The sequence below is a fragment of the Sphingomonas lutea genome (assembly GCF_014396785.1).
Classification (GTDB): domain Bacteria; phylum Pseudomonadota; class Alphaproteobacteria; order Sphingomonadales; family Sphingomonadaceae; genus Sphingomicrobium; species Sphingomicrobium luteum.
In genome coordinates, this window is sequence record NZ_CP060718.1 from 741706 (window position 1) to 757067 (window position 15362).

The window sequence follows — 15362 nt, forward strand, 5'->3', positions numbered from 1 at the left end:
CCATGCTTGCCGAAGGGCCGATGATCGACGCGCATCGCGTGACCTTGTCGGCGCCCGACGACTTCGACGGATGGCGCGATGCTGCGCGCGACCTTGCCGAAGCCGGCGTTCCGGCCAGCGCTGTCGTGTGGCAGGTCGACGGCGACGTGGGGGACCTTTTCGGCGTGGACGCGCCGCGCTCCGCCGCGCCCAGCTTTGCGGTGCCGCGGCCGTTCGTCGATCTCGCCAAGGCGGTCGTCTGCCACCGCGATCCGGAACGCTTTGCCCTGCTTTATGCGCTGCTGCTGAAGCTGCGCGACAATCGCCGGGCGTTGGAGGATCGTGCCGATCCGCTCGTCGATCGCCTGGAAAAGATGGCCAAGGAAGTGCGCCGCGACGCGCACAAAATGCATGCCTTCGTCCGCTTTCGCGAAGTCGAGGCGGACGGGGACACGCGCTTCGTCGCTTTTTTCGAGCCCGATCATCACATCGTTCGGCGCGAGGCGGGCTTTTTCATGCGCCGCTTTTCCAACATGCGCTGGTCGATATTGACGCCCGAGCTCAGCATCCACTGGGACGGCAAGCAGATCAGCGAAAGCCCGGGCGCGACGCGCGAGGATGCGCCCGACGGCGACCCGCTCGAGGAGACGTGGAAGACATATTACGCGAACATCTTCAATCCGGACCGGTTGAAGGTCGGCGCGATGATGAAGGAGATGCCGAAGAAATATTGGCACAACATGCCCGAAACCGCATTGGTCGCACCGCTCATTGCCAATGCGCGCAATCGGGAGCTGGAGATGATCGAACGGTCGAGGGCCAGTCTGAAGCCGGCCGTCCCGCCACCGCCATCGAGCAACCTGCGCGGATCGTGGGAGGCGTTGCGCGCGGAGGCGATGGTGTGCACGCGCTGCGACCTGCACAAATGCGCGACTCAGACGGTGTTCGGGGAAGGCCCGCTCGACGCGCGGATCATGTTCGTCGGGGAGCAGCCGGGCGACCAGGAGGATCTGGCCGGCCGACCCTTCGTCGGTCCGGCAGGTCAGATTTTCGATGCCGCGCTAGAACGCGCGGGGATCGACAGGGCGGGGGTCTACGTGACCAACGCGGTCAAGCATTTCAAATTCGTGCTGCGCGGCAAGCGGCGCATCCACAGCCGGCCGGACACGGGTGAGATCGATGCGTGCCGCTGGTGGGTCGACAATGAAAGGTCGCTGATCCGCCCGCCGCTGACGGTCGCGCTGGGGGCAACCGCAGCGCGCTCGCTCCTGCACAAGAGTGTGACGATCAGCCGCGTTCGCGGCGAGCCGCTCGCGCTGCCCGATGGCGGCGGCGAATGCTGGGTGACCGTGCACCCAAGCTTCCTCCTCCGCATCCCCGAAGAGGATCGCAAGCGCGAGGAGCAGGCGCTGTTCGTCCGCGACCTGGAACGGATCAAGGCGCGCGCCGCCGCGCTTGCCGCCTAGAAGCGGTAGCCGACCGTCCCCTTGAGCGTGCGCGGCGCGCCCGGCGCGATATTGTTGTCGTTGTGCGCGGTCGGGAAGTAATCGGCGCCGAAGACGTTCTCCAGGTTGAGCTGGGCCTCCATGCCGTTGGGAAGCTTGTAGAAGACGGCGGCGTCGACGCGCGCATAGCCGGGCAAACGCACGTTGTTGCTGATCGAGGCGTAGGATTTCGACCGCGCGATTACACCCAGGCCGGCGCCGACGCGGCTGTTGAAGTCGTAGCGATTCCAAAGGGAAAAGCTGTGCCGCGGGACTAGCGGTACCTCGCACTGTGCCACTGCCGGATTGCAGGCGCTGGTGCGTTCGCGGATTTCGGCCTTTTGGAGCGCGTAGCCGGCCGAAACCTGCCAGCGATCGGTGATGCTGCGCTCCAGCCCCAGCTCGATCCCGCGACTGCGCTGCTCCCCGGTCAGTAGCGGCGGTAGGCTCGGGTCCGGGTTGGGCGACTGACTGTTGGTGCGGTCCAGCTGATAGACCGCCGCTGTCGCCAGCAGGCCCTCGATCGGCTCCCACTTCCCGCCGATTTCCAGATTGTCGAAGCGTTCGGGCTTCAATTGCGCGCTCGCCGAGGTGAGGCCGCTGAACTGGTCGCCCGACTGCGGAAGATAGGAGCGGCTAAAGCTGCCGTAGACCGACATGCGCTCGGTCGGCTTGAGCACCAGCCCCAAACGCGGCGACCACAGATTGTCGGTTCGGTCGTAATCGCTGCTCCCGGCGCGCAGATCGTCGACCTCGAGCTTGAAGCGGTCGAAGCGAAGCCCCGCGACGATCTCCAGCCAGTCGGTGGGACGAAGCTGCTCCTGCACGTAGATGGCGGCGACGCTGGCGCGGGTGCGGTTGTTCGCGTCGCTCGGCGTCGAGGCGTAGATGACATCCACGTCCACCGTCGGATCGTCGATCGACACGCGATTGCCGGGGAGGCCCTGGATGGCGCCGCTTACGCGGTGGTTGCGCGATTTCTGTCGCCCCAGTTCAAACCCCGCGAGGAAGGTGTGGTCGATCGACCCCAGCTTGCCTTCCCAGATCAGGTCGGTCTGGCTGAACAGGTTTCGGCGGTCGTTGCGGCTGTTGTAAGCGCCAAGCACCACCTCGCCATTCGTAACGGCGCTGTTCGGGTAAATGTTCTGATAGAATTTGTCGTAATGGCCGTAGTGCGTGATGTTGCGCAACATCACCCCCCGCCGGAATTCATGCTCGGCGCGGAAGTGCGCGATGTTGACATCGGCTTTGGCGAAGCTGTCGTCGGGGTCGCCGAAGAAGCTCTTGTCGCGGCCCTCCAGCGGCTCGCCGGCGAGGGAAGGCAGGCCGCGATCGGTGGTGCGGCGGTCGTGGAAATATTCATAGCCGATGTCGATGCGCGTGGCTGGGCCGACCTGGATGCCCGCCGTCGGATTGAGGCCGTAGCGCTCGAGATCGACGTGGCGGCGGAAGCTGTCGCCATTTTCGTAAAGCGCGTTGATGCGCACGCCCGCGTTGCCCGACAGTGGCTGGTCGACATCGGCCGTTACCCGGACGCCGCCGAAGCTGTCGCTCGACACCAGGCCTTCACGATAGGCGTTGAGGGTCGAGCGCTTGCCGACCCGATTGACGATCCCGCCGCCGCCGCCGCGGCCGAAGATCATCGCGTTCGGCCCCTTCAATACCTCGACCCGATCGACGTTGTAGAAGTCGCGGAAATATTGAACGTCGTCGCGCACGCCATCGATGAAGAAGTCGGCGGTGGTGTTGTTGCCGCGCAGCGTGATCTGGTCGCGGTTGGCCTCGCCGGTACCGGCGGTCGCCCCGGGGACGAAGGTCAGCAGTTCGGCGATCGAGCGCAGGCCCTGGTCTTCGATCTGGCTTTCCGAGATGACCGTAAGCGCCTGCGGGATGTTGCGGACGTCGGTATTGGTCTTGGTTGCCGTGCTGGTCGAGCGGACGCCATATTCTCCGCGCTCGCCAGTGACGATGATTTCCCCCTGGGCGGCGTCGTCGGCGGCATCCGCCGCGCGCGCCGGAGACACGGAAAAAGCAATTACGGCCACCGTGGCCAACCAAGTCGAACGCGTCATCTGAACCCCTTCGTGATGCGGGCCAGCTAGCGTTATTGAAAATCATTCGCAATAGCGTTTATGAGCGGGGCGTCATCTTCAGAGGCATTCCGCCCAATGGCCGCAGGGTGACGGATCCCGACAGTCGGACTGGCCGTCTGACGCTACCGAAGGACCAGCGGGCTATCCAGACGGCGAGGATCGTCAGCGCTTCGGCGATCGCGAATCGTGCGCCGACGCAGGTGCGCGGGCCTGCGCCGAACGGGATATATTGAAAGCGGTGGCGGCCCTTCTTGCGATCAGGGGTGAAGCGTTGCGGGTCGAAGGCATCCGGATCGTCCCACAATGCGCGATGGCGGTGGAGCAGCCAGGGCCAAATGGATACGAAATCGCCGCGACGCACACGATACCCGCAGATCTCATCCTCGCCGATCGCTTCACGATCAAACCGTGGCGCCGCCGGATATAGTCGAAGCGATTCCTCGACCACCGATTGGAGCAGCGGCAGCCGGGTCGGCAGGCGGGCGTCCGCGCCTGAGGCCAGCGCCGCCTGCGCTTCGGCAGCGACCGCTTCCTGCAGATCAGGCTGCTCTGACAAAAGGTATAGCGTCCAAGTGATGCTGTTCGCCGTCGTCTCGTGCCCTGCGAGATAGAAGGTCGCGGCATTGTCCACCGCCAGCGAAACCGCTTCGGCGCGTGAATATTTTTCCGACAAGGCGTGTATCATGCCCGTGACGAAGTCGTCCGGCGCGCCGGGGCGAAGGCGCTCTTCGACGATCTGGGTCAAGGTGCGGCGCAAATAGGCCTGGCCCCGAAGCCCGCGAAGGCCGCGCAACGTCACCGGGAACACCGGCAGTCCCATAAGGACTTGTAGCCGCGCCTCGCTGAATCCCTCGAGCGCGGCGGCGATATGGGTCAATGCCGTCCGGCTGGTGAGGCGCTTGTCGCCGCTGAACAGCGCCTCCGTGATGACCTGCATCGTCGTTGTGGTCGCCTCTTCGGCCACATCCAACACGCCGCCGGCCCACCCTTTCGCGCGGCGTTCGGCCTGGGCGGCGAAGACGGGCACCAAAGCGTCGACCGCCGGCGGGTTGAAGCTGGCCGCGACGATTTGCCGCTGCGCGCGCCACAGCGGCCCGTCGGAAGTGAGGAGGCCGCGTCCGATGACTGGTGCGAGCAGCGTTTTGACAAGGCGCGGCTTCTCATAATTGGCGGCATTGTTGAGCAGGACGTGCTGGATGGCTTGCGGCTCAAGCGGGATGTGCACGCGCCAGCCAAGGACCTTGCGGAACAGATAGGTTTCCGAGAAGGCGCGCTCGGACCAGCCGTAGACCAGGGTCCGCGCGCGCTCGCCGTACAGTCCGCGCCACGATGGCACCGGTGCCGCGGGCCGCGGCGGATAGGGTGGGACGAAGCGCTCAGCCATTGGCCGGGCGGCGCCCCGCGATCGCGCGCACGCGAGTCTCGCGGTCGGGCGCGAGGCGGCGGGTCCGGTCGCGCACGCCTTCGGCCAGGGCAGCGCCGGCACTGGCGGGAGAGCCCGCGTCAAACGGGGGTCGCGGATCATATTCGAGCGCGAGCTGCACGCCCTTGGCATGGTCTTCACCACGAATGGCCGCGGTCAGCGCGAGGGCGAAGTCGATCCCTGCGGTCACACCGCCACCCGTGACGCGATTGCGATCGAAGACGACCCGCGCTTGCACCGGTTCGGCCCCGAACAAGGGGAGGAAAGCGTGCCAGTTCCAGTGGGTCGTCGCGCGATAGCCTTCGAGCAGGCCGGCCGCGCCGAGGATCAGTGAGCCGGTGCAGACGCTTGTCACCCAGCGGGCATCGGCCGCGACCTTTCGGATCCAGTCCAGAGCCTCTTCATCCTCCATCACGTCGACGCACCCAAAGCCGCCTGGAATGCAGATGATGTCGGCGCGGGTAATGTCGGCGAATGTCGCCGTGGGGACGATTGCAAACCCGCTGTCGGTCTGCACGGGCGCGAGGTCACGCCAGACAAAGTCGAGATGCGCATTCCCCAGCCGCGACAAGACTTGCGCCGGGCCGGTGAAATCGAGCTGGGTGACGTTCGGGTAGATCAGGAACGCGACTCGTACCGCGTCCATGTTCATTCCGCCGCAAGCAGGGTTTCGGCGCCGCCGAGGTCGACCGAAACGAGCCGGCTAACGCCCTTTTCGATCATGGTCACGCCGTACAGCCGATGCATACGGCTCATCGTCACGGCATTGTGGGTGACGATCAAATAGCGCGTGTCGGTTTCTTGCGTCATCCGGTCGAGCAGGTCGCAGAAGCGCTCGACATTGGCATCGTCGAGCGGGGCGTCGACCTCGTCGAGGACGCAGATCGGTGCGGGATTGGTCAGGAACAAGGCGAAGATGAGCGCGATTGCGGTCAGCGCCTGTTCGCCGCCCGACAGCAAGGTAAGGGTCGACAGCCGCTTGCCTGGGGGCTGCGCCATGATTTCCAGCCCGGCTTCAAGCGGATCGTCGCTCTCGACCAGCGCCAGATGGGCCTGGCCGCCGTCGAACAAGGTCGTGAACAGGCGCCGAAAGTGGCCATCGACCTTTTCATAGGCTTCGAGCAGCCGCACGCGCCCTTCGCGGTTGAGGTTGCCGATCGACCCGCGCAGGCGATGGATCGCCTGGGTCAGTTCGTCGGCTTCGGCCGCGCCTTTGGATCGCGTTTCGTCAAGTTCGGCGAGCTCGCGCTCGGCGACGAGGTTGACCGGCCCGATCCGCTCGCGCTCGGCGGTGAGTTGGTCGAGCGTCTGGGCTTCGGTCTCTGCATCGCGCTGCCGGTCGGCGTCGAAGCCGATCCGTTCCGGCAGGCGCTGGGGACGCATTCGAATTTCTCGACACTGGTGCGAGCAAATTCCGCACTTCGGCCGCGTTGCGCTTCGGCGCGAGCGGTCGCGGCGGCCCGGCGTTCCCGGGCGGCGGCCGAACTTTCGTTGGCCGCCGACACGGCCGCCGCAGCCGCGATCAGCGCGCGCTCCGCATCCTGTTCCGCCGTCGCCGCCTCGCCGACCTTCACCTGGCTTTGCGACGTCGCCCGTTCGAGTTCCGCGATTCGCGAATCGAGCGCGGCAGGCTCCTGCTCCAGCTCCACCCGTTCGGCCGCCTGCTGCGACTGCCGTTCGACCGCCCCCGCCAACCGCCGCTCGGCGTCGGCCTGGCGCTTGCGCCAATCGCCTTGCTCGCGGGCAGCGGTGGCGGTCCGCTCGCGGTCGGCGCCGGTCTCGCGTGCCCGCGTCGCCGCCTCGGCGCGCTTTTCGGCCACCGCGGACGCGGCAGCAGCCGCCGCTTCCCGCGCGGTCCCGACGTCGCTTTCGAGTGCGGCCGGGTCGGGCAAGGCACCCAGCGCCCGTTCCGAGGCTGCGACCGAATCGGAGGCGGCGCTCAGCACGGGCTCAAGGTCCGCCTGGCGCTGCATCAGATTGGCGCGTTGGGCCTCCAGCCGCTCGATCGCCGCCGCCGCGGAATCGCCATCACGCGACGCTTCGCGCGCGTCGCGCTCCGCCGCCAGCGCGGCGTGGCGCGCCTGCTCGGCGGCCTGGCGTGAATCCTCCATCGACTGCATCGCCGAATCGCGCGCGGCCTGCGCGTCAGCGACCGCTTTTCCCAGCGCGGGAAGCTGCTTCGCCAGTGCGGCAAGGCGGTTCGCGCGCAACAGCCGCTCGGCCGCCGCCGCTCCGGATTCCAGGGCGACGAACCCATCCCAGCGGCGAAGTGCGCCGTCGCGCGTGACGAGCCGCTGGCCGACGGCCAGCGCTTGCCCGACATCGCTGTCGACCACCGCAACCTGCTTCAACCGCCGCAGCAGTTCGGCTGGCGCACGCACATGATCGGCAAGACATTCGGTGCCGGACGGGAGGGCGGGGTCGCCGGGAAGCGGCGCGCTGCCCTGCCAGCGCCGCGCGCCGTCCGCGCCGATCGCGGCATCCGAATCCTCGCCCAGCGCGGCGGCCAGCGCCCGTTCGTAGCCAGGCTCGGCGGACAGGCTGGCAATCGCCGCGCCGCCGCCTTGGTCGAGCGCGCGCGCCAAGGCGTCATGCTCGGACTTGGCGGCAGACAAGGCAGCGCGCGCGGTCGAAAGCGCGCTCTCGGCGGCATCGCGCTGCTCGGCGGCGGCAGCGCGGCTTTGCTCGGCCGCGTTACGCCGCGCGTCGGCTTCGGCCATTGCGGCGGCCGCGGCCTTGCCACGCGCCTCCGCGTCCCGCTTTGCTGCGAAAAGAACCGCGCCATCGCCCAGCGCGGCCGACTGCTCGACAAGCCGGCGCTGCTCCTGCTCGGTCCGTGCAAGTTGCGCCCGCGCGGCTTCGAGCGCGGCCTCGGCCACCCGCCGCTCGGCGCGCATTGCCGCCTGCCGCGCAAGCAACTCGGCCAGCGCGGCCTCGGCCTCGCGCGATGCCGCCTCGGCGGCGGTCAGTTCGGTTGCGATCCGCGCCGATTGACCCTCGGCATCCTCAAGCCGGCGCGCGATCGCCCCGATTTCTGCGTCGAGCTGCGCAATGGCACGCGCGGCATCGCCTTTGAGCGCTTCCTCGCGCTGGATGTCGCCGGCAAGCGCCGCATCGAGCCGGTCAAGTTCGGCAAGCCGCCGCGCGACGGTGTCTCGCCGGGCACGGGCGGTGGCGAGTTCGTGGGCCAGATTGTGTCCGGCTTCGCGGGCTTCGGCCAGCGCATTGCGGCGTTCGGCGAGGATCGCGTTGGCGCGTCCCTGCGCGGCCTGCGCCTCGGTAATGCCAGCCAGGATCCGCTCGACCTCGGCTTCGGCTTCGCGCGCTTCTGCGGCGGCGGCTTTGGATGCAGCTTCGGCTTCCGCCCAGCGGGCGTGGAGCAGCTGGGCTTCGACCGCGCGGATTTGCGCGCTGAGCTTGCGATAGCGTTCGGCCGCTCGCGCCTGCCGGCGGAGTTGCGCGGCCCTTTGCTCCTGCTCGCCCAGGATTTCCGCAAGCCGCGTTAGATTGGCCTCGGTCGCGCGCAATTTCTGCTCGGCATCCTTGCGGCGCACGTGAAGGCCGGAGATGCCGGCCGCTTCTTCTAGCAATTGCCGCCGCTCGACCGGCTTGGCGGCGATGATGGCGCCAATCTTGCCCTGGCTGACGAGGGCCGGCGAATGGGCGCCGGTGGCGGCGTCTGCGAACAGCAGCGAGACGTCCTTGGCGCGAACGTCGCGACCATCGATCCGGTATGCCGACCCGGCGCCGCGCTCGATGCGCCGGGTGACCTCGCTCTCGCCGATCTTGCCATCCTCGGGATCCTGCTGCTCGAGCAGGATCGAGACTTCGGCGAAGTCGCGCGGCGGGCGCGAGGCCGTGCCGGCGAAGATCACGTCTTCCATGCCCCCGCCGCGCAGCGACTTCGGGCTCGCCTCGCCCATCGCCCAACGTATGGCTTCGAGCAGGTTCGACTTGCCGCAGCCGTTGGGGCCGACGACCCCAGTCAGCCCGGGCTCGATGCGCAGTTCAGCGGGCTCGACGAAACTCTTGAATCCGCTCAGCTTGAGCCGGCGTATCCGCACCTTTCGCCCGGCCCCCGACCGCTAGCCGCGCTCGCCGAGCGCAGTCTTGAGCTTGGGCTCCAGATCTTGCCAAGTCGCGGTCCGCTCGAGCAATTCGCCATTGATCACGAAGCTCGGTGTGCCGGAAAATCCAGGATAGGCACCGGTGACGTCGCTGGTCATCTGGACCAACTGATTCACGGCATTCTCATCGCTCAGGCATTGGGCGCTCTTTGCTTCTGGCACGCCACGCATGGCTGCGAACTGCTGAAAGCCCGCGACCTTGGCCAGTTCAAGGAATTGCCGATTGGGCGGCAGTCCCTGCAGGGCCTCAAGCTGCGGCTGTGGCGTCCCCTGGATGCGGTTGAGCCAGTTGCTCTGGTCGGCATAGAGCGCCCGCGTCATTGGGAAAAAGCCCTTTGCCCCATTGCAGCGAGCCACCAGCGAGGCCGCGAGGTCGAAGCCATCCCGGACATAGTTGCGGAATTCCCAGCTGACCTGGCCGGTCTTCACATATTTGTCGATCAGCGGCTGGACGCCGGTCTCATCGAACTCCGCGCAGTGCGGGCAGGTCATCGACCCGAATTCGATCAGGCGGACCTTGGCCTGCGGGTTGCCCATCAGGAAGCCGCCCTCAGGCGTCTTGATGACGCTTTGCGACCAATCGCCATTGGCCGGCGCCTGGACCGTGGGAAGCTCGCTCTGCGTTGCGGTGGCACCGTTGGTGCCCTTGTCCGCATTGCACGCGGCACTGGTCAGGATTGCGGCGGCTGCAACGAGATACTTGATTCGCTTCATCGGACTGACTTGCTCCGGTTGATGACGGGAATGGCGGTCTCGCCGTCCATAGGCAGGGACGGCGGTCCGCTGGTAGCCGCAATTTGCGTGGCAAGCGACTCCAGGCAGGCGCGGAGTTCCGGGTCGGCAATCTCGCGCAAGCCTTCCCCAATCTCCTTGGGAACGGCTCGCAACTCGGGCCGGCGCGGCATCGGCGTCGCGGCGGGCAACTTGCCTTGCCGGAAAACGATCCGGTCGATGGCCGCATAGCCGAAGAAGCGATTGACGCGCTCGACGATCATCGGGGTCAAATGCTGTATCAGCGGGGCATGCGCGCCTTCGACCAGCAAGGTCAGTGCACCGCTCGACTTGCGGCCGGCCGGAAAGCGAATCGATTCGGGCGAGGACACCTTGGCGTAACGCTCGCCGACGATCTCGCTCCAGCGGCTGACGATCGCGCCCTGGACGAAGCCGAAGCGGCGAAACGACGTCCCGCCGACATCGCCGAGCAATTCGCCCGCGGCGCGCGGACGGCAGCTGCGCTGCTCCTTATCAGGCGTGCCCTTGCGCTTCGACATCATGGCCGAGCATGCCATAGCGATTGGGTGACCGCCAACGCCACAACGCGCCTCCTCCAACATTATGTGGATAACTTCCGCCATTTGCCGTGGCGCAGCCCGCCCGGTGCGCCGCCGATGGACCCGTACCGCGTGTGGCTGAGCGAAGTGATGCTGCAGCAGACCACGGTCGCCGCGGTGACGCCCCGGTTCGAACGTTTCGTGACCAAGTGGCCGACCGTCGAAGCCCTTGCCGCAGCCGATGACGCCGATGTGTTCGCCGAATGGGCCGGGCTCGGTTACTACGCACGCGCCCGCAATCTGCTGGCGTGCGCACGGAAGGTTGCAGCGCGCGGCGGCTTTCCCGCCTCGGCCGCCGATCTTCGCGGTTTGCCCGGCATTGGGCCCTATACGGCGTCGGCCATTGCGGCGATTGCCTTTGGTGAAGCCGCGCCCGCCATCGACACCAACATCCGCCGCGTGATTGCCCGGCTTCACGCGCTCGAACGGCCGAGCGACGCTGAGATCGAAGCGTTGCTTGGGAACATGATCCCGGCCGGACGCGCCGGCGATTTCATCCAGGCGCTGATGGATCTTGGCGCGACCATCTGCCGGGCACGGGCGCCGCGGTGCGACCACTGCCCGCTGCGGACCGATTGCCAAGCTTTTGCGACAGGCCAGCCCGAGGCCTTTCCGGCGCCCAAGATCAAGACGGTTCGCCCGCAACGTTACGGTATTGCATGGTGGATTGAACGAGATGGCGCGGTCTGGCTCGTCCGCCGGCCCCACAAGGGCCTCCTCGGCGGAATGGCAGCGCTTCCGTCGAGCGACTGGGGGGATTCGCTGGCGCCCGACGTCAACGCGCTCAGCATGGTGCGGCACGTGTTCACGCATTTCGCCCTCGACCTCAAGATTGTTCGCGCCGGCGAGCCGATCGGGGAGGGCTGGTGGCACCCGGTCGACCGGTTGGCCGACGCAGGGCTGCCGACGTTGTTCAAGCGCGCTGCCGCATTGGCCGTGGCTGCGCGCCGCCCTTGCGCAGCGGCTTGAAGAAGGCCCCGCGCAACCCTAAAGGGCAGCGCAGATTCACGTCTCGGTTTCGAGAAACCCAGGGAAATTTCATGGACGACCGCTTCAATACTATCGCCGGCTGGGTGCTGTTCGCGGGGATCGTCGCGCTCGGCTCTTCGATCGTGGCCGGAGAGGTCTTCCACAGCGAGCGGCCGGAAACGATGGGCTATCCCATCGAAGGCGTCGTCCTCGAAGGCGAGGACGGGGCGGAGGCCGAGAAGCCGATCGCATTCTATCTCGCCAGCGCCGACGCCGCGAAGGGTGAGCAGGTCTTCAAGAAGTGCGCGGCGTGCCACAATGCCGAGCAGGGCGGGGCCAATGCACTTGGACCCAATCTGTACGCGATCATGGGGGCGCCCCATGCGTCCAAGCCCGGCTTCGCCTACACTGACGCGCTAAAGTCCAAGCCGGGCAATTGGGATTGGCAGTCGATGAGCGACTGGCTGAAGAATCCGAAAGCCTATGCCCCGGGCACCAAGATGACCTTCGCCGGCCTGAGCAAGCCCGAGGATCGGGCCAACCTCATGGTCTGGCTCAACAGTAAGGGCAGCAATCTGCCGCTTCCCGCCGCTCCGGCCGCGGGCGCCGAACCGGCCGACGATGCCGCAGCCAAGGCCGGCACCGGCGCTGGCGACGGCGCGCAGAAGGCCGAGAATGAGCCGGTGCTGACCGAGCAGCAGACGGGATCCAACCCCAAGAATGTCGGCGGCGAGGGTGCCTCCAAGCTGACCGGCCCGGCGAGCGCCAAGAAGACGAACTGACGTACGGCGGCGTCAGTCGCGCTCGTAGTAATCGCAGACGAAATCCCACGCGGCCTGCGCGTCCTCGCTCCAATGGATGAGGTCGAGGTCGTGCGGCGAAATCACGCCTTCGTCGGCCAATGCCTGGAAGTTGATAACCCGGTTCCAGAACTCCTCACCGAATAGCAAGATCGGCAATGGCCGGACCTTGCCCGTCTGGATCAGCGTCAGCAGTTCGAACAACTCGTCGAATGTACCGTACCCGCCGGGGAACACGGCGACGGCGCGCGCACGCAACAGGAAGTGCATCTTCCGCAGGGCGAAATAGTGAAACTGAAAGCTAAGATCCGGGGTCACGTAACGGTTGGGCATCTGTTCGTGGGGAAGCACGATATTAAGCCCGACCGACTCCGCGCCTTCCTCGAACGCGCCGCGATTGGCGGCCTCCATGATCGACGGCCCGCCGCCGGAACAGACGACAAACTGGCGGTTGCCGTCCTCATCGGGCTCGGTGCGGCTGACGATCCGCGCCAATTCGCGCGCGACCTCATAGTAACGCGAATTGACCTTGAGTCGCTCGGCCACCGCGCGCTGCTCGTCGTTGGTCGCAGCCGCGATCAACGCGTCAGCCATGTCCGGCGCCGGAATCCGCGCCGACCCGTAAAAAACGAAGGTGGACGCCACCTTCGCTTCGTTCAGCAACAGCTCGGGCTTTAGCAGCTCAAGCTGGAAACGGACTGGGCGAAGGTCTTCGCGCAGCAGGAACTCGGTGTCCTGAAAGGCGAGCTTGTAGGCCGCGCTTTCGGTTTGTGGCGCGGACGGCACATGCTCGGCGGCGCGGGCATCGAGCTTGGACGAGGGGAAGATGCGCTTTGGCGGACGCGGTTCGGTCATGCGGCCGAACTAGCCCCAAAGTCTGACAGGGTCACGCCGCTTCCGGCGCGCTCCGTCGTCCGCCCCAATCCAGCCGCCGGGTCGCATACATCACGCCCGCCAATGCCGCGAACAGCAGGAGCGAGCCGATCATCAACGAATAGGCTTCGAGGCTGAGCAGGATGTAGAGCACCGCGTAGAGTGCGATCAGCAGGCCGCCGATGAACGCCGCGCGCCGCCAGCTGCCGAGGACCGCGGCGGAATAAGCGGTGTTGAGGCCCGCAATCGCCGCCGACGCCAGGACATAAGCGGGTGCAAAGCCGATGACTTCGGCAAAGGCGAGCAGGAGCACGAAGAACAGCACCAGCGCCGCGCCCATCAGCAAATATTCGACCGGCGACACGCGCACCCCGCCAATGAGGTCGAACATTAAAAGGGCAAGGAAGGTGAAGGCAACGAAGAGGAAGCCGTATTTCGCCGCTCTATTGACCTTCGAATAAAGGTCGACCGGCTGGATCAAGCTGATCTGCGCGGTCTGGATGGGCCCGCCGGCGCCGACCGTATCGGTGCTCGGGGCATCGGCGCGCGCGATGGCGGCGCGACGCGTTCGATGAGGTTCGACGCCCCGGCATCGCCGGTGCTGACCAGCGACCGGCCGAGCGCGAGATTTCCGACCCGATAATTGGCACGGAAACCGTCGCTCCCGACCTCGCTCGACCCGGGCAGGAAATCACCCGCGAAACTGGGATGCGGCCATGACGAACGCACAAGCCACTGCGTGTCGCCCGCCTGCGGGACCAGGCTCAGCGCGGCCGTGCCGCGGAAATCGAAGGCGAAGTCGACCGTCATCGGACGGCCCGTAAGCGCACTGGCATCGAGCCAGGCAAAGAAACCGCGACCGCCGCCGCTCCCACCGCCAGGCTGCAGGCGCAATTGGCGGCCATCGGCGGCGACCTTCGGATTAGCGCCAAGGCCGCGCGGATCGCTGAGCCCGAAGCGAAGTTCGGCGCGCGCCAGCTGCATGTCGGCCAGCGCGACGCCGGTTCGTTCAAGATCGGGGGGGAACGCAAAGCGCGCCCGGCCGAGCGCCTTTGAATCATACACGACTGCCTCGTAGATTGAGCGTTTGCGCCGTTCGGGCCGCACATCGGACGTCAGCTGGACCGCTTCGGGCGCCAACGTCAGCTCGCGCATCACGTCGCGGCTTCGAGTCACGCTGCGGCCGCCTTCGATCACCGTTTCGGTCGCCGTCCCGCGATAGGGGATGACAAGCACTGGTCCCGTCATCGCCTGGGGCCCGCCCCAGCCGGCCGTGATCGACTGGACCGCCTGCTCCGACTGCGACTGCCGGTCGTAAACCAGGAACCAGACCATGAAGATGGGGACGGCGAGGGCCGCTGCGACGAGGACGGCAATGAGCAACTTGCCCGCCGGGGTGCGTTCACCATCGCTCTTCAACACGCCGCTTTCTCCTCACTTGATTGCGCCCATCGTGCAGTACGCGAACGGCAGGTGTCATGAGCGAAAGCTGAGTAAGTCATGAATGCGGCACCTGCACGGTCACACAGCTGACACTTGAAGCCGGTTTGGCCGCAAGCCAATTCAATCGCATGATCGACATCCGCAAGTTCGACAGCCTGGGCCACGCCGATCACGGCTGGCTCAACGCCCGCCACCATTTTTCTTTCGCCGGCTACCATGATCCCAGCCGCATGGGCTGGGGCCGCATCCGTGTGTGGAACGACGATGAAATTGGCGCGAAGAGCGGCTTTCCACCGCATCCGCACCGCGACATGGAAATCGTCACCTACGTCCGCACCGGCGCGATCACGCACCAGGATTCGCTCGGCAACAAAGGCCGCACGGGGCAGGCGACGTTCAGGTGATGAGCGCCGGGACCGGCGTCACCCATGCTGAGTATAATTTGGAGGACGAGCAGACCACCCTGTTCCAGATCTGGATCGAGACCGACAAGCCCAACGCGGCCCCAAGCTGGGGGGCGATGCCATTCCCGAAGGAATCGCGGGCTGGCAGCTTCCAGCTTCTTGCCAGCGGCGACCCGGGCGATGGCGCGCTGACCATCAACGCCGATGCCCAGATCCTCGGCGCGACCGTGAAGGCGGGCGAGACGATCGAGCTGGAGCCGTCACCCGATCGCCACCTCTATCTCGTTCCCAGCGCCAGGGTGCGCGTCAACGGCATCGAGGCAGGACCCCGCGATGGGGTCGCCATTACCGGCGAATCGCGGCTTGCGATCAAGGCCGAGGAGGATGCCGAGCTGGTGCTGGTCGACGCCCGCTGAGCGCAGCTAGCGGCCGGTTG

At 66.6% G+C, this 15362-nt stretch carries 11 protein-coding genes and 2 pseudogenes; 4 read left to right on the forward strand and 9 right to left on the reverse strand.

Annotated elements, in window-relative coordinates:
• Positions 1–2 precede the first annotated feature (2 nt).
• On the forward strand, positions 3–1445 hold the full coding sequence (locus H9L13_RS03900; RefSeq protein ID WP_244954824.1) for a UdgX family uracil-DNA binding protein: 1443 nt from the start codon (positions 3–5) through the stop codon (positions 1443–1445).
• Here the strand turns inward: H9L13_RS03900 and H9L13_RS03905 are convergent.
• The 6 genes and pseudogenes from H9L13_RS03905 to H9L13_RS03930 all read right to left on the reverse strand — a co-directional run bounded on the left by H9L13_RS03905 (position 1442) and on the right by H9L13_RS03930 (position 10377).
• Positions 1442–3535, reverse strand: a complete 2094-nt coding sequence (locus H9L13_RS03905) for a TonB-dependent receptor (RefSeq protein WP_187539212.1) — start codon at positions 3533–3535, stop codon at positions 1442–1444. The two genes, H9L13_RS03900 and H9L13_RS03905, sit on opposite strands and share 4 nt — an antisense overlap.
• Before the next feature lie 58 nt (positions 3536–3593).
• A complete protein-coding gene (locus H9L13_RS03910) occupies positions 3594–4940 on the reverse strand; it encodes a cytochrome P450 (RefSeq protein WP_187539214.1) in 1347 nt (448 codons plus the stop codon).
• Positions 4933–5625, reverse strand: a complete 693-nt coding sequence (locus tag H9L13_RS03915; RefSeq protein ID WP_187539216.1) for a DJ-1/PfpI family protein — start codon at positions 5623–5625, stop codon at positions 4933–4935. Before H9L13_RS03915 ends, H9L13_RS03910 begins: the two co-directional genes overlap by 8 nt.
• Before the next feature lie 2 nt (positions 5626–5627).
• Positions 5628–9043 (reverse strand): annotated as a pseudogene (locus tag H9L13_RS03920) (chromosome segregation SMC family protein).
• A 21-nt stretch (positions 9044–9064) separates the two neighbouring features.
• Positions 9065–9820: a DsbA family protein gene (locus tag H9L13_RS03925; RefSeq protein ID WP_187539218.1), complete on the reverse strand. Its 756-nt coding sequence runs from the start codon at positions 9818–9820 to the stop codon at positions 9065–9067.
• Entirely contained in the window at positions 9817–10377 is a 561-nt protein-coding gene (locus H9L13_RS03930) for a DUF721 domain-containing protein (protein ID WP_187540123.1), read from the reverse strand. The genes H9L13_RS03925 and H9L13_RS03930 overlap by 4 nt, the downstream gene beginning before the upstream one ends.
• 27 nt (positions 10378–10404) lie before the next feature.
• On the opposite strand from H9L13_RS03930, the gene H9L13_RS03935 reads away from it, so the two are divergent.
• The gene (locus tag H9L13_RS03935) at positions 10405–11406 is read left to right on the forward strand and encodes an A/G-specific adenine glycosylase (protein WP_235091156.1); all 1002 of its coding nucleotides are present in this window, start codon (positions 10405–10407) and stop codon (positions 11404–11406) included.
• A gap of 71 nt (positions 11407–11477) precedes the next feature.
• On the forward strand, positions 11478–12188 hold the full coding sequence (locus H9L13_RS03940) for a c-type cytochrome (RefSeq protein ID WP_187539219.1): 711 nt from the start codon (positions 11478–11480) through the stop codon (positions 12186–12188).
• A gap of 12 nt (positions 12189–12200) precedes the next feature.
• Here the strand turns inward: H9L13_RS03940 and H9L13_RS03945 are convergent, their stop codons facing one another.
• Genes H9L13_RS03945 through H9L13_RS12900 form a run of 3 tightly spaced genes read right to left on the reverse strand, consistent with a single transcriptional unit; the run spans position 12201 to position 14501 of the window.
• Complete coding sequence (locus H9L13_RS03945) at positions 12201–13061, reverse strand: LOG family protein (protein ID WP_187539221.1); 861 nt, start codon at positions 13059–13061, stop codon at positions 12201–12203.
• 31 nt (positions 13062–13092) lie between these two features.
• Complete coding sequence (locus H9L13_RS12895; protein WP_280528173.1) at positions 13093–13560, reverse strand: inner membrane CreD family protein; 468 nt, start codon at positions 13558–13560, stop codon at positions 13093–13095.
• On the reverse strand, positions 13557–14501 hold the full coding sequence (locus tag H9L13_RS12900; protein ID WP_280528174.1) for an inner membrane CreD family protein: 945 nt from the start codon (positions 14499–14501) through the stop codon (positions 13557–13559). The genes H9L13_RS12895 and H9L13_RS12900 overlap by 4 nt, the downstream gene beginning before the upstream one ends.
• Before the next feature lie 149 nt (positions 14502–14650).
• Here H9L13_RS12900 and H9L13_RS03955 point away from each other — a divergent pair.
• A pseudogene (locus H9L13_RS03955) lies at positions 14651–15342 on the forward strand (pirin family protein).
• Positions 15343–15362: the final 20 nt, after the last annotated feature.